This window comes from Streptomyces sp. GS7 (assembly GCF_009834125.1).
Lineage (GTDB): Bacteria > Actinomycetota > Actinomycetes > Streptomycetales > Streptomycetaceae > Streptomyces.
This window is the reverse complement of record NZ_CP047146.1, coordinates 7,833,528-7,858,816: the sequence shown is the minus strand read 5'-3', so window position 1 is coordinate 7,858,816 and position 25,289 is coordinate 7,833,528. Positions and strand designations below refer to the sequence as shown.

The 25,289-nt window shown below is 67.4% G+C and carries 18 protein-coding genes and 1 pseudogene; 11 read left to right on the top strand and 8 right to left on the bottom strand.

Annotated features, from left to right (window positions below; translation table 11 throughout):
• Positions 1 to 140 precede the first annotated feature (140 nt).
• Positions 141 to 500 (top strand): WhiB family transcriptional regulator, encoded by a 360-nt coding sequence (locus GR130_RS34060; protein ID WP_159508270.1) that lies wholly within the window; start codon positions 141 to 143, stop codon positions 498 to 500.
• Between the two features lie 105 nt (positions 501 to 605).
• Here the strand turns inward: GR130_RS34060 and glpX are convergent, their stop codons facing one another.
• On the bottom strand, positions 606 to 1,637 hold the full coding sequence (gene glpX / locus GR130_RS34055; RefSeq protein WP_159508269.1) for a class II fructose-bisphosphatase: 1,032 nt from the start codon (positions 1,635 to 1,637) through the stop codon (positions 606 to 608).
• A 228-nt stretch (positions 1,638 to 1,865) separates the two neighbouring features.
• Here glpX and GR130_RS34050 point away from each other — a divergent pair, with 228 nt between their 5' ends.
• Positions 1,866 to 2,402, top strand: coding sequence for a DUF4245 domain-containing protein (locus tag GR130_RS34050; RefSeq protein WP_159510385.1), 537 nt, complete (start codon positions 1,866 to 1,868; stop codon positions 2,400 to 2,402).
• 135 nt (positions 2,403 to 2,537) lie between these two features.
• Here the strand turns inward: GR130_RS34050 and GR130_RS34045 are convergent, their stop codons facing one another.
• The 4 genes from GR130_RS34045 to GR130_RS34030 all read right to left on the bottom strand — a co-directional run bounded on the left by GR130_RS34045 (position 2,538) and on the right by GR130_RS34030 (position 6,433).
• Positions 2,538 to 3,131 (bottom strand): malonic semialdehyde reductase, encoded by a 594-nt coding sequence (locus GR130_RS34045; protein WP_159508268.1) that lies wholly within the window; start codon positions 3,129 to 3,131, stop codon positions 2,538 to 2,540.
• A 260-nt stretch (positions 3,132 to 3,391) separates the two neighbouring features.
• Positions 3,392 to 3,664 carry an exodeoxyribonuclease VII small subunit gene (locus GR130_RS34040; protein ID WP_159508267.1) on the bottom strand — a complete coding sequence of 91 codons (273 nt, stop codon included), beginning with the start codon at positions 3,662 to 3,664 and terminating at the stop codon, positions 3,392 to 3,394.
• A gap of 60 nt (positions 3,665 to 3,724) precedes the next feature.
• Complete coding sequence (gene xseA, locus GR130_RS34035) at positions 3,725 to 4,951, bottom strand: exodeoxyribonuclease VII large subunit (RefSeq protein ID WP_201305074.1); 1,227 nt, start codon at positions 4,949 to 4,951, stop codon at positions 3,725 to 3,727.
• Between the two features lie 93 nt (positions 4,952 to 5,044).
• On the bottom strand, positions 5,045 to 6,433 hold the full coding sequence (locus GR130_RS34030; RefSeq protein WP_159508266.1) for an APC family permease: 1,389 nt from the start codon (positions 6,431 to 6,433) through the stop codon (positions 5,045 to 5,047).
• 82 nt (positions 6,434 to 6,515) lie between these two features.
• Here GR130_RS34030 and GR130_RS34025 point away from each other — a divergent pair, with 82 nt between their 5' ends.
• Together GR130_RS34025 and ppgK are read left to right on the top strand one after the other, a co-directional pair.
• Positions 6,516 to 7,508 carry a 4-hydroxy-3-methylbut-2-enyl diphosphate reductase gene (locus GR130_RS34025; protein WP_159508265.1) on the top strand — a complete coding sequence of 331 codons (993 nt, stop codon included), beginning with the start codon at positions 6,516 to 6,518 and terminating at the stop codon, positions 7,506 to 7,508.
• Positions 7,509 to 7,568: 60 nt separating this feature from the next.
• Positions 7,569 to 8,453 (top strand): polyphosphate--glucose phosphotransferase, encoded by an 885-nt coding sequence (gene ppgK, locus GR130_RS34020; protein WP_159508264.1) that lies wholly within the window; start codon positions 7,569 to 7,571, stop codon positions 8,451 to 8,453.
• Between the two features lie 61 nt (positions 8,454 to 8,514).
• On the opposite strand, the pseudogene GR130_RS41710 reads toward ppgK, so the two are convergent.
• A pseudogene (locus tag GR130_RS41710) lies at positions 8,515 to 8,805 on the bottom strand (DUF6542 domain-containing protein); the annotation flags it as partial.
• 591 nt (positions 8,806 to 9,396) lie between these two features.
• Between GR130_RS41710 and ychF the strand changes: the two are divergent.
• From ychF to GR130_RS34000, 3 genes are all read left to right on the top strand, one after another.
• Positions 9,397 to 10,485 (top strand): redox-regulated ATPase YchF, encoded by a 1,089-nt coding sequence (gene ychF, locus GR130_RS34010; protein ID WP_159508263.1) that lies wholly within the window; start codon positions 9,397 to 9,399, stop codon positions 10,483 to 10,485.
• Positions 10,486 to 11,378: 893 nt separating this feature from the next.
• A complete protein-coding gene (locus GR130_RS34005; RefSeq protein ID WP_038521543.1) occupies positions 11,379 to 11,561 on the top strand; it encodes a helix-turn-helix domain-containing protein in 183 nt (60 codons plus the stop codon).
• 40 nt (positions 11,562 to 11,601) lie between these two features.
• Positions 11,602 to 12,783 carry a tyrosine-type recombinase/integrase gene (locus GR130_RS34000; protein WP_159508262.1) on the top strand — a complete coding sequence of 394 codons (1,182 nt, stop codon included), beginning with the start codon at positions 11,602 to 11,604 and terminating at the stop codon, positions 12,781 to 12,783.
• Between the two features lie 1,784 nt (positions 12,784 to 14,567).
• On the opposite strand, the gene GR130_RS33995 is transcribed toward GR130_RS34000, so the two are convergent.
• Together GR130_RS33995 and GR130_RS33990 are read right to left on the bottom strand one after the other, a co-directional pair.
• On the bottom strand, positions 14,568 to 15,227 hold the full coding sequence (locus GR130_RS33995) for a DUF6308 family protein (RefSeq protein ID WP_159508261.1): 660 nt from the start codon (positions 15,225 to 15,227) through the stop codon (positions 14,568 to 14,570).
• Positions 15,228 to 16,215: 988 nt separating this feature from the next.
• On the bottom strand, positions 16,216 to 16,788 hold the full coding sequence (locus tag GR130_RS33990) for a hypothetical protein (protein ID WP_159508260.1): 573 nt from the start codon (positions 16,786 to 16,788) through the stop codon (positions 16,216 to 16,218).
• Between the two features lie 165 nt (positions 16,789 to 16,953).
• Here GR130_RS33990 and GR130_RS33985 point away from each other — a divergent pair, with 165 nt between their 5' ends.
• Genes GR130_RS33985 through GR130_RS33970 form a run of 4 tightly spaced genes read left to right on the top strand, consistent with a single transcriptional unit; the run spans position 16,954 to position 25,221 of the window.
• Complete coding sequence (locus tag GR130_RS33985; protein WP_236573781.1) at positions 16,954 to 18,687, top strand: N-6 DNA methylase; 1,734 nt, start codon at positions 16,954 to 16,956, stop codon at positions 18,685 to 18,687.
• On the top strand, positions 18,684 to 20,714 hold the full coding sequence (locus tag GR130_RS33980) for a type I restriction-modification system subunit M (RefSeq protein ID WP_159508259.1): 2,031 nt from the start codon (positions 18,684 to 18,686) through the stop codon (positions 20,712 to 20,714). Before GR130_RS33985 ends, GR130_RS33980 begins: the two co-directional genes overlap by 4 nt.
• 5 nt (positions 20,715 to 20,719) lie before the next feature.
• Positions 20,720 to 21,988 carry a restriction endonuclease subunit S gene (locus GR130_RS33975; protein WP_328707602.1) on the top strand — a complete coding sequence of 423 codons (1,269 nt, stop codon included), beginning with the start codon at positions 20,720 to 20,722 and terminating at the stop codon, positions 21,986 to 21,988.
• Between the two features lie 11 nt (positions 21,989 to 21,999).
• On the top strand, positions 22,000 to 25,221 hold the full coding sequence (locus tag GR130_RS33970) for a type I restriction endonuclease subunit R (RefSeq protein ID WP_159508257.1): 3,222 nt from the start codon (positions 22,000 to 22,002) through the stop codon (positions 25,219 to 25,221).
• Positions 25,222 to 25,289 lie beyond the last annotated feature (68 nt).

Here is a 25,289-nt window from a genome sequence, read left to right as displayed (position 1 = left end):
CCACGGTGTGCATAAGCGTGCGTACAGCGGGTAGGGCTGGTGCATCGTCTCTCGTACGGCTGCGGGGTGCGAAAAAGGCCGTGCGCAGCGAGACGGGCAAGGGTGATTTCTCTCGCCGAAGCCGTCGTCAGGAGTAGACCGTGCTGCTACCGCATCAGCCCCTGCAGGATGCCGCTGTCGTACCGTCCCCGCGGGTGCACGCTCGCGACGAGGCCGGCCCCTGGCATTCGGAGGCGGTGTGCCGCCGGGACGAAGCCGGGCTGTTCTTCGCCCCGTCCAAGGAACCGACCGCCGCACGGCTGGCAAGGGAGGAAGCCGCGAAGCGGGTCTGTGCCCGCTGCCCCGTGATGGTCGAGTGCCGGGAGCACGCGCTGCTCCAGCCGGAGCCGTACGGCGTCTGGGGCGGCCTGACCGCGGCCGAGCGCCGGGTCGTGCTGACCCGGCGACGGCGCCGCGAGACGGAGCTCCAGCGCGCCGCCCATATGCCCGCGGCCGGCTGACCGCCGGATCGTCGGGCCGTATGGACCGTTTCGCCCCCGCCGGAGAGTCTCCGACGGGGGCGAAGTGTCTGTGCGGGGTGCGGAGTTGAGGCGTGTGCGCGGGCCTCAGCTCGGGCGCTCGAAGTCGACCGAGCTGTACGCGCGCAGCTTGGAGAGGCGGTGCTGGGAGTCGATCTGGCGGATGGTGCCCGACTTGGAGCGCATGACCAGGGACTGGGTGTAGGCCGTCTCGGCGCGGTAGCGGACGCCGCGCAGCAGGTCGCCGTCGGTGATGCCGGTGGCGACGAAGAAGACGTTGTCGCCGCTGACCAGGTCGTCGATCTGGAGGACCTGGTCCAGGTCGTGGCCGGCGTCGAGGGCGTGCTGGCGCTCCTCGTCGTCCTTGGGCCACAGCTTGCCCTGGAAGGTGCCGCCCATGCACTTCAGCGCACAGGCCGCGATGATGCCCTCGGGCGTACCGCCGATGCCCAGCAGCAGGTCGACGCCGGTGCCCTCGCGCGCCGCCATGATGGCGCCGGCGACATCGCCGTCGGCGATGAACTTGATCCGGGCGCCGGCCTCCCGGACCTCCTTGACCAGGCCCTCGTGGCGCGGCCGGTCCAGGATGACGACGGTGACGTCCTCGACCGCGGACTTCTTGGCCTTGGCGATCCGCTTGATGTTCACCGCCACCGGGGCCGTGATGTCGACGAAGTCCGCCGCCTCCGGGCCGGTCGCCAGCTTGTCCATGTAGAAGACCGCGGACGGGTCGAACATCGAGCCGCGCTCGGCGACCGCCATCACGGACACCGCGTTGGCCATGCCCTTGGCCGTCAGCGTCGTGCCGTCCACCGGGTCCACGGCCACGTCGCACTCGGGGCCGGTGCCGTCGCCGACCCGTTCGCCGTTGTAGAGCATCGGGGCGTTGTCCTTCTCACCCTCCCCGATGACCACGACGCCGTTCATCGAGACGGTGTGGATCAGAGCGCGCATGGCCCGCACCGCAGCGCCGTCCGCGCCGTTCTTGTCACCACGGCCCACCCAGCGGCCCGATGCCATGGCACCGGCCTCGGTCACCCGGACCAGTTCCAGGGCGAGGTTGCGGTCCGGCGCCTCCGGGCTGACTTCGAGTTGGGACGGGAGATGATGCTCGGTCATCGAGCGCACCTTTCTGTACGGCGACGGCCGGATTGACGAGGGTGAGCACGACTTTATCGGTAGGCCGCGAAAATGAGCAGGGGGGGCTTCGCATGAGCAAGCCATCGGCCAGGCGGCGACGGGGCCGGCCGGCCGCCCTCCGGCGGGCCGTTTGCGCAGGTGAGTGACGTCCCAGGGGGGCGTGTCCGGGGCCCGGCGGGCATGGGGGACCATAGAGACGTGGCTGGTATGCGAGGCAGGCAAAGGGTGCAGGACATGGTCCTGTCACTGGCGGTGATCGGCGTCCTGGTCGGGGCGATCTACTTCTTCATCCCGCACGACGACAGTGCGGGCGCCGAGAAGAACGCGGTCCAGACCGTCGACTACCGCGTCGAGATCACCACGGCCCGGCGCGCGGCTCCCTATCCGGTCGCCGGTCCCGAGGGCCTGCCCACGACCTGGCGGGCCACTTCCGTCTCGTACAAGGCGAGCGACGACGGCAAGGGCGGCGCCTGGCACCTGGGCATGCTCGACCCGGAGCAGGAGTACGCGGCCATCGAGCAGAGCGACGCGCCCGCGAAGAAGTTCATCCAGGACGTCACGCTGGGCGCCGCGAAGGTCGACGGCGAGCAGGCCGTCGGCAGCAAGAAGTGGGACCGCTACCAGGGCGACAAGTACAAGGCGCTGGTCCGTGAGGAGCCCGGAGTGACCACGGTCGTCACCGGCACCGCCCCCTACGGGCGGCTCGCGGAGCTGGCCGCGGCCCTGGTGGCGAAGAAGGGCTGACGGGCGCAGGGCGCCGACGGCCGGGCTCACGCGGCTCCTGCCGGTGGACGTACGACGAGGCCGCCGCACCCGGGAAGGGTGCGGCGGCCTCGTCGTACGTCTCGTCCGTCCACCGGCCGTCCGCCGCGGAGCGGATCAGACGGTGGCGACGGCCTCGTCGAAGGCCAGGCGCGGGGAGCGCGGGAAGAAGGCGTCGGCGCCCGGCTTGCCGATGTTGATGACCAGGAAGGACTTCTGCTTGCCGTCGCCGAAGAACTCCTTGTCGACGGCGGTGAAGTTGAAGCCGGTCATCGGGCCGGCGGCCAGGCCGGCGGCGCGGATGCCGAGGATGAAGTAACCGGCCTGGAGGGTGGCGTTCTGGGTGCCGGCGGCCTCGCGGACGGCGGCCTCGGAGAAGAAGGCGTCCTTGACGCCCGGGGCGTGCGGGAAGAGCTGCGGCAGCTTCTCGTGGAAGTCCAGGTCCACGGAGAGGATCACGGTCAGCGGCGCGGTCAGCGTCTTCGGGCCGTTGGCCCCCATGGCGTGCTCGACCAGGCGCTTACGGGCGTCCTCGGAACGGACCATGGTGATCCGCAGCGGCGACTGGTTGAAGGCGGTCGGGGCGAACTTCACCAGGTCGTAGATGGCCTGGACCTGTGCGTCCGTCACCGGCTCGTCCGTGAACGTGTTGGCGGTCTGGGCCTCGCGGAACAGCAGGTCCTGAGCGGCGGCGTCAAGGGCGAGAGACATGGGGGCACCTCGGAGGTCGGGTGGGGAACGGATCTGTGGAGACTACGGCGTCCACGAGAACCACTGTAGCCGAGATAGATTAAAGTTCAACTAACGGCTGACAGCTGTGAGTGGGCTCACAGGGCGGCGACTTTTCGGATCCCGGTAGATCGCGGTCTCCGTGGGCCCATGGGCCCACGGATCCGTGGCTCGATGACCCGGCGGCTCCGTCGGCCGGCCGTGCGCGCCGCGTCCGGGTCGTCCTCGCCGTCCTCTTTGCTCTACTCGCCCTCGTCGTTCCGGCCGTCCGACTCCGACGGCTCCGCCAGTGCCGCGTCCAGCCGGGCCCGCGCCCCGTCCAGCCAGCGGCGGCAGACCTTCGCCAGCTCCTCGCCGCGCTCCCAGAGGGCGAGCGACTCCTCCAGCGTCGTGCCGCCGGCCTCCAGGCGGCGGACGACCTCGATCAGCTCGTCGCGCGCCTGCTCGTAGCCGAGCGTGGAGTCCACCGGCGCCACCCCGGCCGGGGCCTCCACCACGTCATCCGTCTTTGCCATGTCTTCCACCCTATGACTGCGTATGCGTCTGATCTGCGTGTGCCGGAGCCGGTCCGGCGGTCACGGCGCGGTGTCCGGGAGGCCGGCCACCCGCACCCGGAACTCGCCCTCGGCCACCCTGGCCCGCAACTCCTCGTCCGCGCCCACCTCTTGGGGCGAGCGCACCGCCGCCCCGTCCGGCTTCTGGAGCACCGCATAGCCGCGCTCCAGTGTCGCCTTGGGGGAGAGCGCGACCACCCGCGCCAGGGTGTGCACCAGCTCGGAGTCGGCGCGGTCCAGCAGATGCCCCAGCGTCCGCCGGCCGCGCTCCAGCAGGGCGGTGACCTGCTCCTCGCGGTCCGCCACCATGCGGTGCGGGTGCTGTATCGACGGGCGGTGCAGGGTGGCCGTGAGCCCCCGCACCTCGCGGTCCAGGAAGCCGCCGAGCGCGCGCCGGGCCCGCTCCCGCAGCTGCTCGACGCGGGCCAGCTCCTCGCCGACGTCCGGCACCACCTTCTTCGCCGCGTCCGTGGGCGTCGAGGCGCGAAGGTCGGCGACCAGATCGAGCAGCGGGCTGTCCGGTTCGTGGCCGATGGCCGAGACCACCGGCGTACGGGCCGCGCCGACCGCCCGCACCAGCTGCTCGTCGGAGAACGGCAGCAGATCCTCCACGCTGCCGCCGCCACGCGCCACGATGATCACGTCCACCTCGGGCAGCGCGTCCAGCTCCTGCACCGCCGCGATGACCTTGGGCACCGCGTGCACCCCCTGCACCGGCACGTTGCGCACCTCGAAGCGGACGGCCGGCCAGCGGTGCCGGGCGTTCTCCAGCACATCGCGCTCGGCGGCGCTGGCCCGGCCGCAGACCAGCCCGATCAGCTGCGGCAGGAACGGCAGCGGCCTCTTGCGGTCCGCCGCGAACAGCCCCTCGGCCGCCAGCGCCTTCTTCAACTGCTCCAGCCGCGCGAGGAGTTCACCGACCCCCACCGGCCGGATCTCGGCGGCCCGCAGCGACAGCTGGCCGCGCGGCGCGTACCACTCCGGCTTGGCGTGCACCACCACCCGGGCGCCCTCGCTCACCACCTCGGAGACCTTGTCGAAGACCTGGCGGTAGCACGTCACGCTCACCGAGATGTCGTACGACGGATCGCGCAGCGTCAGGAACACCACGCCCGCGCCCGGCCGCCGGGAGAGCTGGGTGATCTGCCCCTCGACCCACACCGCGCCGAGCCGGTCGATCCACCCGCCGATGAGCCGGGACACCTCGCCGACCGGGATCGGCGCTTCCGGAGACGTAGAGACAGCCATACGAGCGAGAGTAGCGGCGGCCACTGACAGTGCCGGCCCGGCGGCGCTGCGGGACCGGCCCGGCAGCGGCCGCCCCGGCAGCGGACCCCGGCGTCAGCCCTTCGTCGCGCCCGCCCGCGGCCGGCGCGCGTACTGCACCGCCAGCACCCCGAGCCCGGCCGCCAGCCACACCGTGCCCACGGCCTGCGCGGTCCCCGACGCCTCGACGATCACCGCGACCACCACCGCCAGCCCCGCCAGCGGCACCACCACGTGCCGCAGTACGCCGGACGCCCCCTCCCGCCCGCGGATGCGGAACCACCCGATGACCGACGCGTGCAGCAGCGCGAACGCGGTCAGCGCACCGACGTTCACGATCGACGACAGCCGGTCCAGCCCGTCGTCCCGGGTGGCCGCCCAGACCGCCGCCACCAGCGTCACCAGCGCCGCCCCCAGCAGCGCCCGGCGCGGCACCCCGCTGCCCGCGTCCACCTTGGCCATCGCCCCCGGCAGCCGTCGGTCCCGGGCCATCGCGAACAGCAGCCGGCCGGCCGCCGCCTGCCCGGCCAGCGCCGCGAACGCCGCCCCGATCGCCTTGCTCACCGCCACCAGATCGTGCAGCCAGCCGCCCACCGTCGAGTCCACCGTCGTATAGAAGGCGGCCCCCTGCTCACCCGGTTTCGCGGCCAGCTCCGCGGCGCTCATCGGGGCCAGCAGTGCCGCCAGATACGTCTGCACGGCGAACAGCACCCCGGCCACCACCAGGCACGTCACCACGGCCCGCGCCACCCGCCGCGAACCGCCGGAAGCCTCCTCCGCGAACGACGCGATCGCGTCGAAGCCCAGATAGGACAGCACCGCCACCGACACCGCCGCCAGCAACGCGTCCAGCGAGAACCCGCCCTCCCCGGTCAGCGGCACCGCCCAGCCGCGCTGCGCCCCGTGCGCCACCAGCGCCCACCCCGCCGCGACCACGAAGACCACCAGCACCGCGATCTCCATCGCCAGCACCGCGAACCCGACCGCCGCCGCGGTCCGCACCCCCCACAGGTTCAGCAGTGTCGTGACCACCACCGCGACCGCCGTCCACACCCACTGGTGCACCTGCGGCACCAGCGCGTGCAGCGCGATCCCGGAGAACAGATACGCCACCGCCGGGATCAGCAGGTAGTCCAGCATCGCCATCCACCCGGCGACGAACCCCGCGCCCTCGCCCAGGCCGGCCCGCGCGTACGCGTAGACCGACCCGGCCTTCGGGGCGACCCGCACCATCTGGGCGTACGAATACGCCGTGAACGCCATCGCGACCGTCGCGACCACGTACACCGCCGTGATCGCACCGTGCGACGTGGCCTGGAGGGTGCCGAAGATCCCGACCGGCGCCATCGGGGCGATGAACAGCAGCCCGTAGACCACCAGGTCCCGGAACGACAGCGTCCGGTGCAGCGATCCGGCGCCGCCGGGCGCCTCGTCGTCCGTGGTCACGCCGACCGTGTCCGCCATCCCGCCTCCTTCGTCCGCACGTCGACAGTCTGCGGCAACCACGGGATCGGCCGCCCCCGGGCACGGCCTTACGATGGGACGCATGACTGCAACTCCCGGCCCGCAGCACACCCGCAAGGTCCTCCTCGCCGCGCCCCGCGGATACTGCGCGGGCGTGGACCGCGCCGTGATCGCCGTCGAGAAGGCCCTGGAGCAGTACGGCGCGCCCGTCTACGTACGCCACGAGATCGTCCACAACAAGTACGTCGTCAAGACCCTGGAGAAGAAGGGCGCCATCTTCGTCGACGAGACGGAGGAGGTGCCCGAGGGCAACATCGTCATCTTCTCCGCGCACGGCGTCGCCCCCGTCGTCCACGAAGAGGCCAGGCGCGGCAAGCTCGCCACCATCGACGCGACCTGCCCGCTGGTCACCAAGGTCCACAAGGAAGCCGTCCGGTTCGCCAAGGAGGACTACGACATCCTCCTGATCGGCCACGAGGGCCACGAAGAGGTCATCGGGACGAGCGGCGAGGCGCCCGAGCACATCACCCTGGTCGACGGCCCCGAGGACGTGGCCAACGTCGAGGTCCGCGACCCCGACAAGGTCGTCTGGCTCTCCCAGACCACGCTCTCCGTCGACGAGACCATGGAGACCGTCGACGCCCTCAAGGGCCGCTACCCCAACCTCCTCTCGCCGCCCAGCGACGACATCTGCTACGCCACCCAGAACCGCCAGACCGCGGTCAAGCAGATGGGCGCCGAGGCCGACCTGGTCATCGTCGTCGGCTCCAAGAACTCCTCGAACTCGGTCCGCCTGGTCGAGGTCGCGCTCGGCGCCGGCGCCCGCGACGCCCACCTGGTCGACTACGCCGAGGAGATCGACGAGAGCTGGCTCGCGGACGTGCGCACGGTCGGTGTCACCTCCGGAGCCTCGGTCCCGGAGATCCTGGTCGAGGGCGTCCTCGAATGGCTCGCCGCCCGCGGGTACGACGACGTCGAGACCGTCACCGCCGCCGAGGAGTCCATCGCCTTCTCGCTCCCCAAGGAGCTCCGCCGCGACCTGCGCGCCGAGGCCAGGGCGGCGGCCGAGGACTGACCGCCGGCCGCTTCGGCCATCCCGGGGGCGGTCCGCCCGCTCCGCGCCTAGCCTTTTCCCATGAGGGTCTTCGGTGTGGACATCGGCGGAACGGGCATCAAGGGCGCCCCGGTGGATCTGGAGCGCGGCGACCTGGCGGACGAGCGCTACAAGGTCCTGACCCCGCATCCGGCCACCCCCGAGGGGGTCGCGGACTGCGTCAAGCAGGTCGTGGACCACTTCGGCTGGTCGGGCCCGGTCGGTGCCACCTTCCCCGGCGTGGTCACCGGCGGCACGACCCGTACGGCCGCCAACGTCGACAAGGGCTGGATCGACATGGACGCCGCCGCGCTGCTCACCGAGCGGCTCGGCGGCGAGGCCGGCGGCAGTCCGGTCACGCTCCTCAACGACGCGGACGCGGCGGGCCTGGCCGAGATGCAGTTCGGCGCCGGCCGCGGTCGGGGCGGCACGGTCATCGTCCTCACGTTCGGCACCGGCATCGGCAGCGCCGTCTTCACCGACGGCCGCCTGGTCCCCAACACCGAACTCGGCCACCTGGAACTCCACGGCCACGACGCCGAGAAGCGCGCCTCCGGCAAGGTCAAGGAGGACGAGGAGCTGAGCTGGCAGCAGTGGGCGCACCGGGTCCAGAAGTACCTCGCGCATGTGGAGGCGCTGTTCTCGCCCGGACTGTTCGTGATCGGCGGCGGGGTGAGCCGCAAGGCGGAGAAGTTCCTGCCGCTGATCGAGGGGATCAGGGCCGAGATCGTACCGGCGCAGCTTCAGAACAACGCGGGGATCGTGGGTGCCGCGATGGCGGCGCATGCCGCTCGGGCTGGCGGGCCACCTGAGAGGGGCGGTTCCCCGGCCGTTTCCGCGGCGACGGCTCGTCCTGCCGCGGGCCGTCCGGCCGCTGCCCGGTCCGCTGTCGCGTCACCGGTCGGCTGGCCCGACGCCGGGCGCTGAGCCGCGCCCTGCGGACGAGCACCACCAGCCCGCAGGCCAGCGTGCCCGCGTAGAGCCAGCCCGCGTTCAGCGCGAGGACGGTGAAGATGCCCATCAGCAGCCCGGGGAACCCCGCCGGGCCGTGCTGGATCGGCAGCGCGCCGGCCGTGAACGCGATCGGCAGCGCCACCGGCGCGGCGACCAGGTCGTACGGCCGCACCCACGCCCCCGCGCACACGCTCACCAGCAGGAAGAACACCCCGTACGCGGTCTGCGTCCCGTGGAAGAGCAGCTGGTCCAGGTACGCGAACGACAGCAGCGCGAGCGTGGCCAGCAGTCCGCAGCCGAGTCCGGTGAGCTTGGCGGCCGGCATCCGGCCCAGCAGGCCGGTGACCGGGGCGGGGGCGGGCCGCTGCGGCCGGGCCTGGTAGACGGTCGCGGTCTCGTCGCCGTCCGTGGTGGACGGGCCTACCGGCTCGGGCAGCGGCGACGGGCGGACCGGGTTGCGGTACTCGTCGACCGTCGGCGCGTAACCACGAGCCGTGACCGTGGTGCCCGAGGGGACCGACGCGTACCCGGAGGCCCGCATCGCGGAGAGGAAGTCGTCGTCGGGATCGGGGACCACCGCCTCGGCAGGGCGCGGGAGCCGGGCATCCTGGCCCGTCGCCGGACCGCCGCTCAGCGGAGGGCTGTAAGGGGTCGTGTGCGCTTCGTGTTGCTCCACTCGGCAACGGTAGGCCGCTAAGTGGGATTAATAGGTCGCAGGACACGCACTTTGACCTGTCTTGGGGGCTTCGTTCGATGCCGTGCGCCCTCACGGGGGCCTCGCCCGGTCCCCCCGGCCAGGTGCGCCGGGCCCAGTAGACTGGGGGATCGGCCGCCCCGGCCCCGCTCGGTCCCGACCGGCCGGGCCCCCGGAGCCGGCCGCCCGTCACCCACCTCCACGCCCCGGGAAGTCGCCACCGTGTCGCTCACGATCGGAATCGTCGGTCTGCCGAATGTCGGCAAGTCGACCATGTTCAACGCCCTGACCAAGAACGACGTGCTGGCGGCCAACTACCCGTTCGCCACCATCGAGCCGAACGTCGGCGTGGTCGGCGTCCCCGACCCCCGCCTGACCAAGCTGGCGGAGATCTTCTCCTCCCAGAAGATCCTCCCCGCCACGGTCGACTTCGTCGACATCGCGGGCATCGTCCGCGGCGCCTCCGAGGGCGAGGGGCTGGGCAACAAGTTCCTCGCGAACATCCGCGAGTCCGACGCGATCTGCCAGGTCATCCGCGCCTTCAAGGACGAGAACGTCGTCCACGTCGACGGCAAGGTCTCGCCCAAGAACGACATCGAGACCATCAACACCGAGCTGATCCTCGCCGACCTCCAGACCATCGAGAAGGTGCTGCCGCGCCTCCAGAAGGAGTCGCGCATCAAGAAGGACGTCGCCCCGAAGGTCAAGGCCGTCGAGGAGGCCAAGGCCATCCTGGAGGAGGGCCGCACCCTCTTCGCCGCCGGCTACGTCCAGGGCACGGAGAAGACCGAGCTGCTGCACGACCTCCACCTCCTCACCACCAAGCCCTTCCTCTACGTCTTCAACGTCGACGAGGAAGAGCTCTCCGACGAGGACTTCAAGAACGAGCAGCGCGCCCTGGTCGCCCCCGCCGAGGCCATCTTCCTCAACGCCAAGCTGGAGGCCGACCTCGCCGAGCTCGACGACGACGAGGCCCTCGAACTCCTCCAGTCCGTCGGCCAGAACGAGCCCGGCCTGGCCACCCTCGCCCACGTCGGCTTCGACACCCTTGGCCTGCAGACGTACCTGACGGCCGGCCCCAAGGAAACCCGCGCCTGGACCATCAAGAAGGGCGCCACCGCCCCCGAGGCCGCCGGTGTCATCCACACCGACTTCCAGAAGGGCTTCATCAAGGCCGAGGTCATCTCCTTCGCCGACCTCGTCGAAACCGGCTCCGTGGCCGAGGCCCGCGCCGCCGGCAAGGCCCGCATGGAGGGCAAGGAGTACGTGATGCAGGACGGGGACGTGGTGGAGTTTCGGTTCAACGTCTGAGCGGCGCCATAGCGTTGATGTAGCGATCTGGCAAATGTGCAGGTCAGGCGGGGTCGGTCCCATCCGGGGTCGGCCCCGTTGTCGTGCCCGGTGCTGGATCCGTGCTGGATGGGCTGACGTCTCGTCACCTGTCGTCATCCCTGGTTATCCGAACCGCCGCTGGATCGGAGCTGGATGTGGCTGACGGTCTGTCGGCTGGATCAGGCCGTGCTCGGCTGCGGATCCGTCGCGGACAGGGTGTGCTGCGCGAGATGTGGTCGGAGCTCTGTGCCGCAACGTAGCTGCTGCCGCTACGCCATTCGGTATCGAACAAAGAAAATTCTGCTCCACCGCACATCCGGCGAACAGGGCGGTGGCTCGTTGGCGACTCTCATCTGCATGAGCTGCGGCAACACGGCCGCATGAACAGGTCTGCCTGGGACGGCGGCCGCGTTCTCCCCGCGTCGTCGTATGCCGAACATCCGTGATGGCGATGACAATTCCGGCCGCCGGTTTCCCTATTACTTCACGTCAGCACCAGACGGATCCGACCCACTCCCGGGCGCCACCTGCCGATGTCCGCCGCTCAGCCCTACCCCTTGCCAGCCAAGCCACCTCGTACCTCCATCCCTCGAGATCTGCACCAGCCGACCGAGCCATGCACGGACGCCCACCCCTACCTCTACCTTCGCGATCCCGACTACCAGCGGCACCCATGGGGCGAGGCGAGTGATGACCGCCCCCCTCCCGCGCGACTTCACCCCGCAAGATCGCGGGCTTGACGCCATGGCCGAGATGGAGCGTCCATCGTCCATGCCCGGTGCGGTAGCCGGGCCGCCACCGCGCCATGCACCGCTGGCCCAAGACCCGAGCACAAGGGAGATCACCATGGATCCGGACGGGGCGGTGGGCGCATGACGCGAGGTGGGAGCAACCGGCTGCTGACCGTGGAAGAGGTCGCGGCGTGGCTGAGGGTCAGTGAGGTCACTGTCAGGAACAAGTACCGCGCCTGGGGGATCAAACCCCAGAAGGTCGGGCGTCTCCTGCGGTTCCGCGAGCGCGACATCGCCAACTACCTGGAGGAGCACTACGGGTGAGACCGGGTACCCGAAGCGAGCGAGCAAGGAGTCAGGCGCGATGGCCACCGTCTACCAGAGGTGCAAGAGCGACAAACGCAACGTCAACTACCCGTGCACAAAGCCCCGGTGCGGACATCCGTGGACGGTCCGCTACCGCGAACCGGCCGGCGCTGAACGGCAGCCGAGCTTCGAAAAGAAGTCCCAAGCCGACGCTTTCGCCGACAGGCTGCAACACGACAAGTACGAGGGCCTCTACCTCGACCCCAAACGCGGTGAGGTCACCCTGCGCGCCTACGCCGCGGAGTGGCTGGAGCGCCAGGTCATCAGCGACTCCACCTACCGCAACTACGAGAGCTTCCTGCGGATCCATCTACTCCCTCGCCTGGGTGGCAAGACGATCGCGGGGGTGGAGAGCAAGGACGTCGAGGCTTTCGTCGCTGCGCTGGGGAAGAACCTCGCCTCGAGTACGGTGTGCGATCGCATGAAGATGGTCACCAGCCTCTTCCAGACCGCGATCAAAGAGAAGAGAAGGGCGGATGACCCCACTGAGGGCATCAAACTGCCCCGTAGCGCGACGCACGCGGTCGACGAGGACGAGATCCCCACCCTGTACGAGGTCGATCTCATCGCCAAGCAGATCTCACCCCAGTACCGCCTGACCGTGTACCTGCAGGCCGGGGCGGGCCTGCGCATCAGCGAGACCCTGGCATTCACCACCGACTGTGTCCGCTCCGACTTCCTGCGCGTGCGCCGGCAGGTCAGCGCGAAGGCGCACCGCGACGACTGCAAGACCCGCTTCATCCCGCTCAAGCACCGAGCCGAGGGGGAGTACCGGGACGTTCCCCTGCCCGCCTTCCTCGCCGAGGAGATCGACGCGCACCTGTGGGAGTGGGGAACGGTGCCGACGGCCGGTATGGAGGTGCTGTTCGCGCCGCGCGACCGGGGCAAGGGCATCATGCCCACGGCGAACACCTACGCCTACCACTTCAGGAAGGCACTCAAGGCCGCGGGCATCGTCAAGCCGGACGGGAACGCGAAGTACACCCCGCACGGCCTGCGCCACTTCTTCGCCTCCACCGCCCTCGCCCACGGCATCCCTATCCACGAGGTCTCCCGCTGGCTGGGGCACAAATCGATCAAAACCACCGTCGACGTCTACGGCCACCTCGTCCCCGCCTCATGGGACCGCTGCCGAACAGTGATGCAGACCGCACTGCGCCCCGGATCGCACACGACCTAATCGGGCAGGAACGGTGTCGGTCGCGGGCTGGCTAGGACGCGGGATCATGCCCGAATCGGACGATCACCGCAGGTGATAGCGGAGTCGTCGATGTTTTCCGGTTCACCGAGACGCAGAACCTGACGCATGGGGTGGCCGCAGGTTCGAGCCCCCAACCAGCCACAATACGAAAACCGAGGTGCTCATCGAGGCCGCGTCACTGAGCCTGCTCCCGGCGCACGCGAAGGTCCGCCGGGACGGGTACCGGGGAGAAACGGGGCCGACCAGCACGGCGTAGGAGATGACTTGCCAGTGCCCGCGTCCTTCCTTGGGGGCGGGCGCTCGGGTGCTGCTGGTTGGCCCATTAGCTAGAGCCAGTACCCCATCTCCGAAGTGGGGTTCCTGGTTTGCTGCCGGCAGCCTGACCGGCGCATGATGGAAGAGGCACTAAAGGAAAATGGGGTTGTTCACTCTTGGTGAGCAGCGTGTGTGTCGTTGGCCGGTGTGCCAACTGACACTCCCAAGAGCTTCTTCTTGCATTGCTTGTATTTGCGAGCGCATCATGATGTTTGAAGATCTACAAGCAGCTGCATATGCCGCGACAACGCTAGGTGGCGCGCTGGTTATAAGTAGGCCCACATACGCCCGACTTAAAAAGTTGCGAAGCGATGTTAAATTCGTGGCGGGGTCAAGAGAAGCGTTGACTATCGGAACCTTGCAGCTACGTGAGACTGGATACAAGCAGCAATCTGCGCACCCGCTATTCTCCTCGGGCGACGCGATCCATCCGGACAATGCAACAGCCCTGCATGCAGTGCTGAGCGGTGAGCAACGTCGCAAAGCGAAGGTGGTGCCGGAGGTATGGGAACGTATAAGCGACAGCCAAATTCTGCTTGGGAGCCCTACCTCCGAGGGGCTCTCTCGTCTCATCTTCGGGTACGTGGAGGCGTCCAATCGTCCAGATTGCCTCTTTAAGGCAGGGCTGGCGTCCCATCTGCCATTTAGCTGGAACCTTGATAGCGAGCAGATAAAGGCGAGGGCCAAGCGTTGGGTGCTGGGGCTAGGTGAGCCGACAGCTCGGCCTAACTGGAGCATCCAGGGGCCGGGGAATCGCTACTATCCAGATCTTTGGACTGACGACTTCCTTAGGACCGATTACCTCCTAATGACTAAGATTCCTAACGTACTCGTGGACGAAGATAGGGGGTCGGGTCACTTTATCGTCAGTATTGCGGGTGCTCACGGAACGGGTACAAGGTCCATTGAGCGCGTCTTGTCGAGTCAGGCGGTATTGCGCAGGATCGTTGATGATCTTCGTATAGACTTGGATAATCCTGCTAGTTGGCCAGATGCATACCAGGTCTTGGTTCGGGCGGGCGATATCGAGCATGATCCGCAGCGCGGCTCTATCTCGCGAGACGTGATATATATTGATTCTCGGCGCATCTCGGAATCAACTGAATGGTGGAATTCCTGGAGAAAACACCTTGCGCCTGCGATGGCGAAGCTGAAGTCGGAAAGCAGTTCTCAGGTCGGCAGGCAGGGCGGGTGGACAACGGCGTCGTAGTTATCGGTTGAAACGGTAGGCAGTCGGCGCTTGGCTGCAGCTTGGAGTCCTTGGCAGGAGCCCGCATTCAAGGGCTGGACCGGCGTTTCGGCCGGGACGCGGTCTCGCCACGCTGCGGTGTCGCTCTGCCCTGCGGGCAAGCAGTCCAGCCGCCGTCGCCGGCAAACAGAGGATCTGCGTCGACCAGAGAGGAGCCCAATGCGCGTGGCCATGGCACTCAGGTCGCTGCCGCCTGACTCTACCCGCCTTGGTGCATCCAGGCGATGACGTCGAATATGCGCAGGACGCCTATGTCCTCGCCGATACCTGCCTTGTTACGAAGATGGACCAGCTGGTCGTAGAAGGTGCCGTTGTCCGCCCGGAGGGCCGCTGCCAGCGCGGCCCAGAAGGAGTGATCGTTCTTCGGCCGTTGGAAGAGCTGTTTTATGCGGATGTCGTAGATCGGGATCAGGTGGGGACGCTTGCGGGCCAGTAGCTTGCCTGCGATGACCGGGCCGCTGCCGTCGGGCTTGTTCGAGTGTTTCTTGTCAGCCAGGCGTTCCCACAACTCCCATGCGGGCCCGCCCTCTGCTATGAGGGCATCGCTTCCAGGATCCTCCAAGCGGGCGTCGCGAGGGATGAGCGACAGCAGTCGTGCCCAGTGCCCGTCGGGATCGGTCAGCAAGTTGATCGCTCCGTGCGGCTCAAGGGAAACGCTGAGCATGGTGATGGCCACCAAGTCGTTGGTGTCGAAGCGGTCGGCGACGTGCTTGGCGTCACCGCCCCCGCCCAGGCGCTCGAAGTGCGCGCCGGAGTAGAACAGATCGCCGGTCGAGCGTCGGCTGGTGAAGTACTCGACCAGCAGGTGTATGGCGCTCTCGTCGTCCCAGTAGATCTCCGGGATCTTCAGTTCGGTCACCGCGCGCCCCCAAGCTCCCTGCCATTGGTGATGTGTGCGGTGCACGGTACGTCGGCGGAGACCATGCGTGGCTGTCAGTTACCATCCCTGCTCAGCCGCTGGGACCGTGTGCGCGCGGATTTCAGGATGGCCGCACAGCCGCCCCGCTCCTGCGTTTCAGATGCTCGTTGATTTGTTGCAGGCGTTGCCAGGCGACAGAGTCGGGTGCCTTCGCCGAGGGGGTAGTGCAGGACGGGGCCTATGTAGCTCATCGACGAGCATGGCTCGTGAATGCTGCGGATGTGCTGAATCTAGTCCGTTACGACTGGCCCGTGACGGGGCCTTTCGGTCGTGATACGAGCGCGTCGATGCCGTTCAGCCTGGTCGCAGCTCCCGTCTACGGTGCCACAGCCGTAATGGCCTCAAGGAACCGGCTGTAAACCTCGCGCCGCCCCTGGCGTCGCCACTGTGAGTGCTGGCTGCGCCCTTGAGTTGGTCCGGTCAGCGCAGCCGCGCCGATGGTCCCGCCCGCGCCGAGGAGACCTCCCACTGCCGCACCGAGAAGGGCGGCCACTCCAGCATCTATCTCAACACCCTCGCACCTTCATCAAGTTGATCTGGGGCGATCTCAGGTCACCGGCCCCGTCGACCTCTTCCCGACCCCGCCCATGGCCGCGGCTCCTCCGAGCCTGCGTCGCCGGCGCGCGTCGAATGGAACGGTTGCATCTGGGACGTGGTCGGCGAACCACGCAGCTACAACGGATCACCCGCTACCCGCCATATTGGCGATCTGATTAGCGCAGAGCCCCAGGCGCTCCGGCAGGCAGTCCACAGATCCGCTTACAGGAGCAGTGCTGTTCCTCCCCGCGCTCAGGAAGGTCTTCACGGCCTGCAGGTATTCCGGTGGATACCCTGTGCATCGTGCCTTGTCTGGGGCTTCTCGCTACTCTCGGCCAACGTGGACGCTTCGGGTCGCGCCGTCCTCACCCCCCTGCCTGGTGATGTGCAGCTATCGGTCGAGCGATACCCAGATGTCGAAGGCTCGTTGGGCTTCTGTGGTCAACTCGGCGAGCTTGGGGAATTCGTCGTCGATCATCTCCCAGTCACAGATCGAGCAGCCGTCGATGAGTGCCGTCCAAGCGGTGACGAAATGGTCGAGGCAGTGACGGATGTGTTCTTGGTAGGCGAGCACATGTCGACCCTGGCGTTCGTAGCGCTCAGCTTCGGTCTTGGCCTGATCTTCGGGCATCCGTCGCACAAACGGTGACGGGATGGGCTGGGGTCCGCGGTCCGGATTGAGGATCTCGGTACCACGGTGGTGCAGTTCTGTGGTTCGGAAGATCAAGCTCTCGAAGTTGCTTCTGTTGGCGGTTGCGGCTTCTCGCGCGAACGCTTTCATGATCCATTCCCAGTCGGCCGCGCGTCGCGGTTCTGACCCGTGCCACGGCGTCATGCGCGCGTGGAGGGCACGGACCTCGTCACCAGTTCTGCGCAGCCGAAAGACCAGGCGCTCCCAGTCACGGCAGAGACTGTCGATGCTCTCGCGGCTGTCCTCTTCGTCGTGCTGGTGATCAGTGGCCATGATCGATTCCCCTCACTCGACCCCCAGCGGGCTGGAAGCGACTTGGGCGTGTGTGGCGTGGGCGTCCGCATTGCCGGGCGCTTGACGACAAGCTCCCATTACTCGGTTGACGATGTCAACGTGATGTAACTTGGGGCGATGCTGACTCTAGTGTACGGTCGTGCCATGGCCACAGAAAACGAGGCGCCTGGTGCCGCGGTGACCGCTGCGGAGATCGCACGGTTGGCGGGAGTGACGCGCGCTGCGGTTTCCAACTGGCGCAGGCGCCGTTCGGACTTCCCCTCGCCCGTCGGCGGTACCTCGGTAAGTCCACTGTTCTCACTTGCCCAGGTGCAGCAGTGGCTGCAGGATCAGCGAGAAGGCCGCGAGGTCAGCGGGGAGGTTCGGCTCTGGCAGGCACTGCGTGGCACCTACGGCGAGAACATGGCCATTGCGCTGGCTGCGGTTGGGGACTATCTCCTCGGCGGCCGCGGTGAGTTGACCGACCGGGCTGCACGCGGGGCGGTCGACGGGCTGGTCGCGCAGCGGACGCCCACGGAAGTGATGGACGGACTCTGTGGCCGTCTGCTGGAGTCCACTGCGCGCGCTGCGTTGGACGGGGCCTCGACACCGCGGCTGGCTCGCGCTGTCCGGGAATTCGCTGGTGAAACCTCTGGCACCGTCTTCGACCCCGCATGCGGCATCGGCTCGCTTCTCGTTGCGGTGGGCGGCGGTGCGGTCCAGTGCAGGCTGGGACAGGACACACACGTAGACGCGACGCGCGTGGCTCAGGTGCGCGCGGCCTTGGCCGCCACCGGGACGGCGGCGCCGGTTCAGGTCGTGGCGGGCGACTCGTTGCGGGCTGACGCGTTCCCCGATCTCCGGGCGGACCTGGTCGTGTGCGAGCCGCCGACCGCCGTTGCCGACTGGGGCCGGGAGCAGCTGCTCATCGATGCGCGCTGGGGGGCGGGTGTGCCCTCACGCGGGGAGAGCGAACTCGCCTGGCTTCAGCATTGCTACTACCACACGGCACCTGGCGGGCGAGCTGTGGTGGTCCTGCCAGCATCGGTCGCCCATCGCCGCTCCGGTCGCAGAATCCGGGCGGAGTTGGTGCGACGCGGTGGCGTCGCCGCAGTGGTAGCTCTACCGCAGGGCCTCGCTGCCAGCCACGCACTTCCTCTACACCTGTGGCTGCTGAGCCGCCCCCCCGCCCCTGGGCGGGCAACGGGGACCGTACGCATGGTGGATCTCAGCGCCAATAGCCCCGACGGACCGTGGGAGCCTCAGTCGCACCAAGAGGCGGAGGTGCCGCTGATCGATCTGCTCGACGACGAGGTGGACCTCACGCCCAGCCGCTACGTACGTGAGCCGGAACCCGACTACGCGGTGGAGTATGCCAAGCTGCGCGAAGATCTTGACACGCGCCTGAGCCGCATGCGGGCGCTGCTTCCCGAGCTGCCGCCACGTGGCCAGGCCGACGGTCTGGACGATGGCGTCCCAGTGGCTGTGAGCGACCTGCTGGCCGCCGGCCTGGTCAGCCTGGACGGTGATGAGCTCATCTCCGTCAGCGACCAGTTGGACCCCGACTATGTGCGCGGATTCGCCGGTAGCGCGGCGAATGCCCGCCGTAGCACGTCCTCCTCGGGTACGTTCCGAGCGGACCTGCAGGCGGCGCGTCTACCCCGCATGGACGTTGAGCGACAGCACCGCTATGGCGACGCCTTTCGCTCGTTGGGTGCGTTCGAGCGCGAACTTGCCGAACTCGCCAGGCTGGGCGACCGGGCTGCGCGGCTCGCACGTGACGGTCTCACCGGCGGCGCACTCGATCCGCCGCCGAACCGTGACGGCGGCAACGCTGAACACCAAAGCACGACGACCGACGGATACGCCGCAGTGGGGCGAGAGGACAGGACGCTTTGAGCAAGAACCAGGAACTGGCCGACTTCATCTGGTCGGTGGCCGACCTGCTGCGCGGTGACTACAAGCGCTCGGAGTACGGCAAGGTCATCCTGCCGCTGACGGTGCTGCGCAGGCTGGACTGCGTCATGGCCCCGACCCGCCAGGCAGTCTGGGACCGGGCGGCCTCCTACACGGGAGAGAACAAGGATGGACTGCTGCTGGCAGCCTCCAAGCTCAAGTTCTACAACCTCTCCGAGCAGACCTTCGACACGATCAGCAGCGACGCGGCCAACGTGGCGAAGAACCTCAAGGACTACATCCGGGGGTTCTCGTCGGAGGCCACCGAGATCATCAACCGCTACGAGTTCCACCTCCAGATCGACCGCCTGGACAACGCCGACCTGCTCTATCAGGTGGTGCGGAAGTTCGCCGGCCTGGATCTGAGCTTCGAGGCCGTGGACAACCACGACATGGGTTACGTGTTCGAGGAGCTGATCCGCAAGTTCGCCGACGCCTCCAACGAGACGGCCGGTGAGCACTTCACCCCGCGGGAGGTCATCGAGCTGATGGTCGAGCTGCTGCTCGCCCCGGACGACGATCGCCTGAACGGAGAGGGCCAGGTCGTCAATATCCTCGACCCGGCCTGCGGCACGGGCGGCATGCTCTCGGCAGCTGAGGAGCACATCCGCAAGCTGAACCCGCGAGTGCGCGTCAACCTGTTCGGGCAGGAGCTGAACGCCGAGTCGTATGCGATCTGCCGCTCCGACATGCTGCTGAAGGGCCACACCGCCAAGAACATCCGCTTCGGCAACTCCTTCAGCCAGGACGGACATGACGGCGAGACTTTCAACTACATGCTTGCCAACCCGCCCTTCGGCGTGGAATGGAAGAAGGTTGAGAAGATCGTCCGCCAGGAGCACGAGGACCGAGGGTACGACGGCCGCTTCGGTGCTGGCCTGCCCCGGATCAATGACGGCTCGTTGCTGTTCCTGCAGCACATGATGAGCAAGATGCAGCCACTGAAGAAGGACGAGGCGGGCGACGAGGTCGGTGGCACCCGGCTGGCCGTCGTCTTCAACGGCTCCCCGCTGTTCACCGGCGGTGCGGGGGCCGGAGAGTCGGAAATCCGAAGGTGGATCATCGAGCACGACTATCTGGAGGCGATCGTCGCCCTCCCGGACCAGCTCTTCTACAACACCGGCATCTCCACGTACTTCTGGATCGTCACGAACCGCAAGCCCGCCGACCGCAAGGGCCGCGTGATCCTGCTCGATGCCCGCGACCAGTGGACCAAGATGCCCAAGGGCCTCGGTGAAAAGCGCAAAAAGATCACCCGGGCCCAGATCGGACGCATCTGCGCGCTCTACCGCGACGCGCTCACCATCGCCGGCGACGAGACCCATCAGGACCACGGGCGGGTGAAGGTCTTCGCCAACCACGACTTCGGCTACCAGCGCATCACAGTAGACCGGCCGCTCAAGCTCCGCTTCGAACTGGCCGAGGACAGTCTCGCCCAGCTCGGCGCATCGGCCGCGGTGAAGAAGACGGTTGGGGGCGACGCGGCGGTCGAATCGCTGCTCACCGCGCTCAAACCGCTGCTCGGATCGCGGTGGTCGACGAAGGCGGAGGCATGGGATGCCCTGCGGACGGCGATGGTGGCCGGGGGCGTGTTGTGGCCGTCTGGTGCACCGTTCCAGAAGGTCATGCGCGACGCGGTGGGCGTGGCCGACCCGGACGGGGAGGTCCAGTTCATCAAGGGCAAACCCGAGCCTGACCCCGATCTGCGCGACAACGAGAACGTCCCACTCGGCGAGGACATCGACGAGTACTTCACTCGCGAGATCCTGCCGCACGTCGCGGATGCCTGGATCGCAGAGACTCGCAACCCGAAGACGAAGGAGATGGAGCGGTTCAAGCTGGGGTATGAGATCCCCTTCACCCGCCACTTCTACGTCTACGCGCCGCCGAGGCCGCTGCCGGAGATCAGTGCGGAGCTGAAGTCGTTGGAGGCCGAGATCCAGGAGCTGCTCGGGAAGGTGGCGGGGTGAATCCGATGCGGACTGATCGGTCGGTTCTTTCCTCGGTTGCCTGGCCCTCGGACTGGCGAACAGTTCCCCTGTGGGCGATGTTCGACCGAGTCAAAGACTTGGGGCATCCGAATGAGGAATTGCTCAGTGTATACCGAGAGTACGGGGTGGTGAAGCGAGCTGGAAGGGGTGATAATTTCAATAAAGCGGCACCCGACCGCAATATTTACCAGCTGGTCGATCCAGGATGGCTCGTTGTCAATCGCATGAAGGCTTGGCAAGGGTCGGTTGGGATTTCCCCGTATCGTGGCATCGTCTCTGGGCACTACATCTGCTTTCGCCCGAGCCATCAAGAAGAAGAGCGCTTCCTGAACTGGCTTCTCCGTTCAGACATCTATGCAACCGAATTTGCATCGCTGTCTCGAGGTGTGCGTCCAGGCCAAGTGGAAATCGACAATGACTTTTTGCGAGTGCTTCCAGTAAAGCTGCCTTCCGTGGTTGAGCAGCGCCGCATTGCTGACTTCCTCGACACCGAAATCACCTGGATTGACGCGCTCCTCAACGCCCGCGAACGTCAACTCGACATACTCAAAGAGCTATGGGCGGCACGGCTGGCTGCCAGGGTCGAGGATATGATCTCATCCCACGGCATCATTCCTCTTCGGAGGGTGATCCGCTCCGTCGAACAAGGATGGAGCCCGCAGTGCGAAGATGCGCTGGCCGAGGCAGATGAGTGGGCAGTTCTGAAGACGAGCGCCGTGAGCACGGGCGTCTTCCGTCCTCTGGAGCACAAGAAGCTCCCCCATAGCCTGCAACCCGATGTGCGCTACCGAATCGTGGACGGCGATCTCCTGATGACGCGGGGAAGCGGATCGGCGGAACATGTGGGGGTGTCAACCGTAGCTCGCACGGAGGGGCGCAATCTCCTTCTTAGTGACCTCCTTTACCGTGTTCGCGTAGACCGTGGATGGAACCCCGATTTCCTTTCTTTGATGTTGCGCAGCCGTCCAGTGAGGGGGTTTATGTCCCTGCTGATGCGAGGGCAATCGGGTCAGACAATCAAGCTGAGATCGGAGGATATTAAGGGTATCCGTGTCCCTTCTGTGCCCGTCGAACAACAAGCGCGACTTGCGATTGATCTTGCAGAGGAGGAACGGAGTATCGAGGACGCCAGGGCTGCCATTGAACGGTCTTCGAAATTGCTCGCCGAGCGCCGGCAGGCGCTGATCACCGCAGCCGTCACCGGCCAGCTCGACGTCACGACCGCCCGCCCCGCGCACGACCGCGATCTCTGAGGGGGATTCAGATGAATGACGCCCGCGTGTACACCGAGAAGGCATTCGAGAATGCCGTGGAAGCGGCGCTGTTGTGCAGCGGCTGGCAGCGCGGGCTGTCGGACACCTATGACCGCGCTCTCGGTATCGACACCTCCGAGCTGCGCGAGTTTCTGCGTGCGTCGCAGAAGGGCGCATGGCTGGCGCTCCAGGCTGCCTACGACGAGGACGAAGAGCAGGCCATCGGGCGGTTCGCCAAGCGGGTGGCGCGGGAGATCGACTCTCGAGGGCTGCTAGACGTGCTGCGTCGGGGCGTGAATGACCGCAACGTGAAGGTTCAGCTTGCGTACTTCCGTCCCGCGCACACTCTCGCTGCCGATGCCTTGGTCGAGTACGACGCTAACCGGCTCACCTTCGTGCGCCAGTTCCACTACTCGGCCTCGCGCCCGGCCGACAGCCTCGACATGGCGTTCCTTCTCAACGGACTCCCCGTTGCCTCCGTGGAGTTGAAGAATGGGCTGACCGGCCAGACCGTCGAGGACGCCAAGCGGCAGTACCGACGCGACCGCGACCCGAAGGAACCGTTCTTCGCAAAGCGCAGTCTGGTCCACTTCGCGGTCGATCCGACGCTGGCATTCCTGACGACCCGCCTGGCCGCCGATGCCACCCGCTTCCTCCCCTTCAACACCGGTTCCGGTGGTCCTGGCGAGGTCGGCGGCGCGGGCAACGAGCCGGCGTCGACTGATGGGAAGTACCCCACCTCATACCTCTTCGGCGAGGTGTGGGCCCGGGACAACTGGCTGGAGCTGCTGCAGCGGTTCCTGCATGTAGAGGACGCCGCTGCGAAGGCCGGCCGGGCGCCGTCGCACAAGCCGGGTAGCGCGCACACGCAGCCGTTGATCTTCCCCCGTTTCCATCAGTGGGACGCGGTACGCAAGCTCATCTCGCACGCCGCCCGACACGGCGCGGGGGAGAACTACCTGATCCAGCACTCCGCCGGCTCGGGCAAGTCCAACACCATCGCCTGGCTCGCGCACCACCTGTCCAGCCTGCACACCTCCCACGACCCGGGGCAGATCGCGCCCGCCGCGCTCGCCTCTGGTCTGGGGGCGAACAAGCTGGTCTTCGACAAGGTCATCGTCATCACCGACCGGCGGGTACTGGACAAGCAGCTCCAGGACACCATCTACCAGTTCGACCACAAGGCCGGCGTGGTCGTGCGGATCGACGAGAATTCTCAGCAGCTCGCGGATGCGCTGACCGGGCCGACGGCCCGGATCGTGATCACCACGGTGCAGAAGTTCCCGTTCGTCCTGGACAAGGTCGCGGGGCTGGGCGGGCAGCGCTACGCAGTGATTATCGACGAGGCGCACTCCTCGCAGGGCGGTGAGAGCGCGGCGGCACTGAAGAAGGCGCTGGGACGTCTCGGCTCGGACGCGGTGGACGAGGACGGCGACCCGCTGACGGCCGCAGCCCTGGCGCGCGGCAAGCAGCCGAACCTGTCCTTCTTCGCGTTCACGGCCACCCCCAAGGCGAAGACGATCGACCTCTTCGGCACCGCTTACGCCAATCCCAGCTCGGGGGAGCAGGAGAAGGGACCGTTCCACGTCTACTCGATGCGGCAGGCCATCGAGGAGGGCTTCATCCTGGACGTGCTCGGCAACTACATCACCTACGCCACCTACTTCAGGCTCCAGGAAGCCGCTGCCGACGAGGCGGAGCAGCAGGTGGACCCGCGTAAGGCCCGCTCGAAGCTGGTGAGGGCCGCGCTGATGTCGGAGGCGTCGATGGCCTCCCGCGCGAAGATCATCGTCGACCACTTCCGCTCGCACTCAAGCCCGCGCCTCGGCGGCCGGGCCAAGGCGATGGTGGTTACCTCCGGCCGTGACCACGCCGTACGGCTGTACCAGGCCATGCGGGCCTACATCGACCAGCGGGGCTTCACCGACTGCGGCACCCTGGTCGCGTTCTCCGGTGCACTGACCCTCGACGGGATCGAGTACACCGAAGCCAAGCTCAACGGCTTTCCCGAACGCGAACTGCCGGCGCGTTTCGGCTACACCCGCGCGGACGACCCGAACCCGCCTTCCGTGCCGAAGCCCGAACATCGCATCCTCGTCGTCGCCGAGAAGTACCAGACCGGCTTCGACCAGCCGCTGCTCACCACCATGTACGTGGACAAGATCCTCGTGAAGCTGGCCGCGGTGCAGACTCTTTCCCGGCTCAACCGCACCCACCGGCTCAAGACCACTGAGGACCTGTTCATCCTCGACTTCGCCAACCGGCCCGAGGACATCGAGCAGGCTTTCCAGCAATACTACGAGGCATCGGTCAGCGAGCCCACCGACCCCAACCTGCTGTTCGACCGCGAACGCGAGGTCATGGCCTACCAGCTCCTGGTGGAAGCGGAGATGGATGCCTTCGTCACCGCGTACTTCGCCGCCTTCCAGGGCGGAACGGCGACCGATACCGCCGTCATGAAGGCACACGCGCGGCTCTACGGCTACCTCCAGCCAGCCCTGGACCGCTTCAACGCCCTCAACGCCACCGAACCCGACACCGCTGCCGAGTTCCGCCGTGCCCTGGACTCCTACACCAAGGCGTACGGCTGGCTCTCCCACGTCATCGGCTTCGAGAACCTCGAACTGGAACGCCTCTACCAGTACGGGCGCTTCCTGCTGCGCCGCCTGCCCGCGCCCGTGCACAGCGCCGGTGCAGACATAGGTGCCGCGGTCCCGAGCCACATGCGCATCACGCAGACTGGCACCCCTGAACTGCACCTGGAGGCAGCCGGGGCGCAGGTGCTGCCGGGCTTGGTGCCCGAAGCGGGCGGCGTAGTGGCGGAAGCGGAGGAGATGTCGCTGGCCGAGGTGATCCAGTCCGTCAACGAGGAATACGGAACAGGGATGTCCACCACCGACCAGATCCTGCTCGGTCAGCTCGTGGTCGCCGTCAGCGAAGACCCGGAACTGCGGGCCATCGCACTGCACCAGGACCAGGACGTCTTCGGCGGGGAACTGGAGAAGGACCTCGACCGGATCGTCATCGACCAGGCAGCCTCCAACGATGCCCTCATGGTCCGCTACTTCGACGACACCAACGTCAACCGTCTTTTCAAACAGGTCGCGACCCAACAGGCGTACCAGCTCATCCGTCGCCCGGTCCGGCGCGAAGCTGAGCGCCGGGCGACTGAACAGCGAGCCGCCGAACTCAAGTCCACCGGAAGCCATCGGGCGGAGCCACCGACCGCGTAGCCTTTGCCCGACAGTACGTCATATAACTGGCCCGGCGGGGTGGTTGCGCTCCGCCCATGCAGAGAGGC

Coding starts and splice junctions, on each gene's coding strand:
- GR130_RS34000 (WP_159508262.1), top strand. CDS start 11,602: ATGGCCACCGTCTACCAGAGGTGCAAGAGCGACAAACGCAACGTCAAC.
- GR130_RS34030 (WP_159508266.1), bottom strand. CDS start 6,433: ATGGCGGACACGGTCGGCGTGACCACGGACGACGAGGCGCCCGGCGGC.
- GR130_RS34045 (WP_159508268.1), bottom strand. CDS start 3,131: ATGTCTCTCGCCCTTGACGCCGCCGCTCAGGACCTGCTGTTCCGCGAG.
- GR130_RS34025 (WP_159508265.1), top strand. CDS start 6,516: ATGACTGCAACTCCCGGCCCGCAGCACACCCGCAAGGTCCTCCTCGCC.
- GR130_RS33975 (WP_328707602.1), top strand. CDS start 20,720: ATGCGGACTGATCGGTCGGTTCTTTCCTCGGTTGCCTGGCCCTCGGAC.
- GR130_RS34005 (WP_038521543.1), top strand. CDS start 11,379: ATGACGCGAGGTGGGAGCAACCGGCTGCTGACCGTGGAAGAGGTCGCG.
- GR130_RS33985 (WP_236573781.1), top strand. CDS start 16,954: ATGGCCACAGAAAACGAGGCGCCTGGTGCCGCGGTGACCGCTGCGGAG.
- glpX (WP_159508269.1), bottom strand. CDS start 1,637: ATGACCGAGCATCATCTCCCGTCCCAACTCGAAGTCAGCCCGGAGGCG.
- GR130_RS33970 (WP_159508257.1), top strand. CDS start 22,000: ATGAATGACGCCCGCGTGTACACCGAGAAGGCATTCGAGAATGCCGTG.
- GR130_RS34050 (WP_159510385.1), top strand. CDS start 1,866: ATGCGAGGCAGGCAAAGGGTGCAGGACATGGTCCTGTCACTGGCGGTG.
- GR130_RS33990 (WP_159508260.1), bottom strand. CDS start 16,788: ATGGCCACTGATCACCAGCACGACGAAGAGGACAGCCGCGAGAGCATC.
- GR130_RS34040 (WP_159508267.1), bottom strand. CDS start 3,664: ATGGCAAAGACGGATGACGTGGTGGAGGCCCCGGCCGGGGTGGCGCCG.
- ppgK (WP_159508264.1), top strand. CDS start 7,569: ATGAGGGTCTTCGGTGTGGACATCGGCGGAACGGGCATCAAGGGCGCC.
- xseA (WP_201305074.1), bottom strand. CDS start 4,951: ATGGCTGTCTCTACGTCTCCGGAAGCGCCGATCCCGGTCGGCGAGGTG.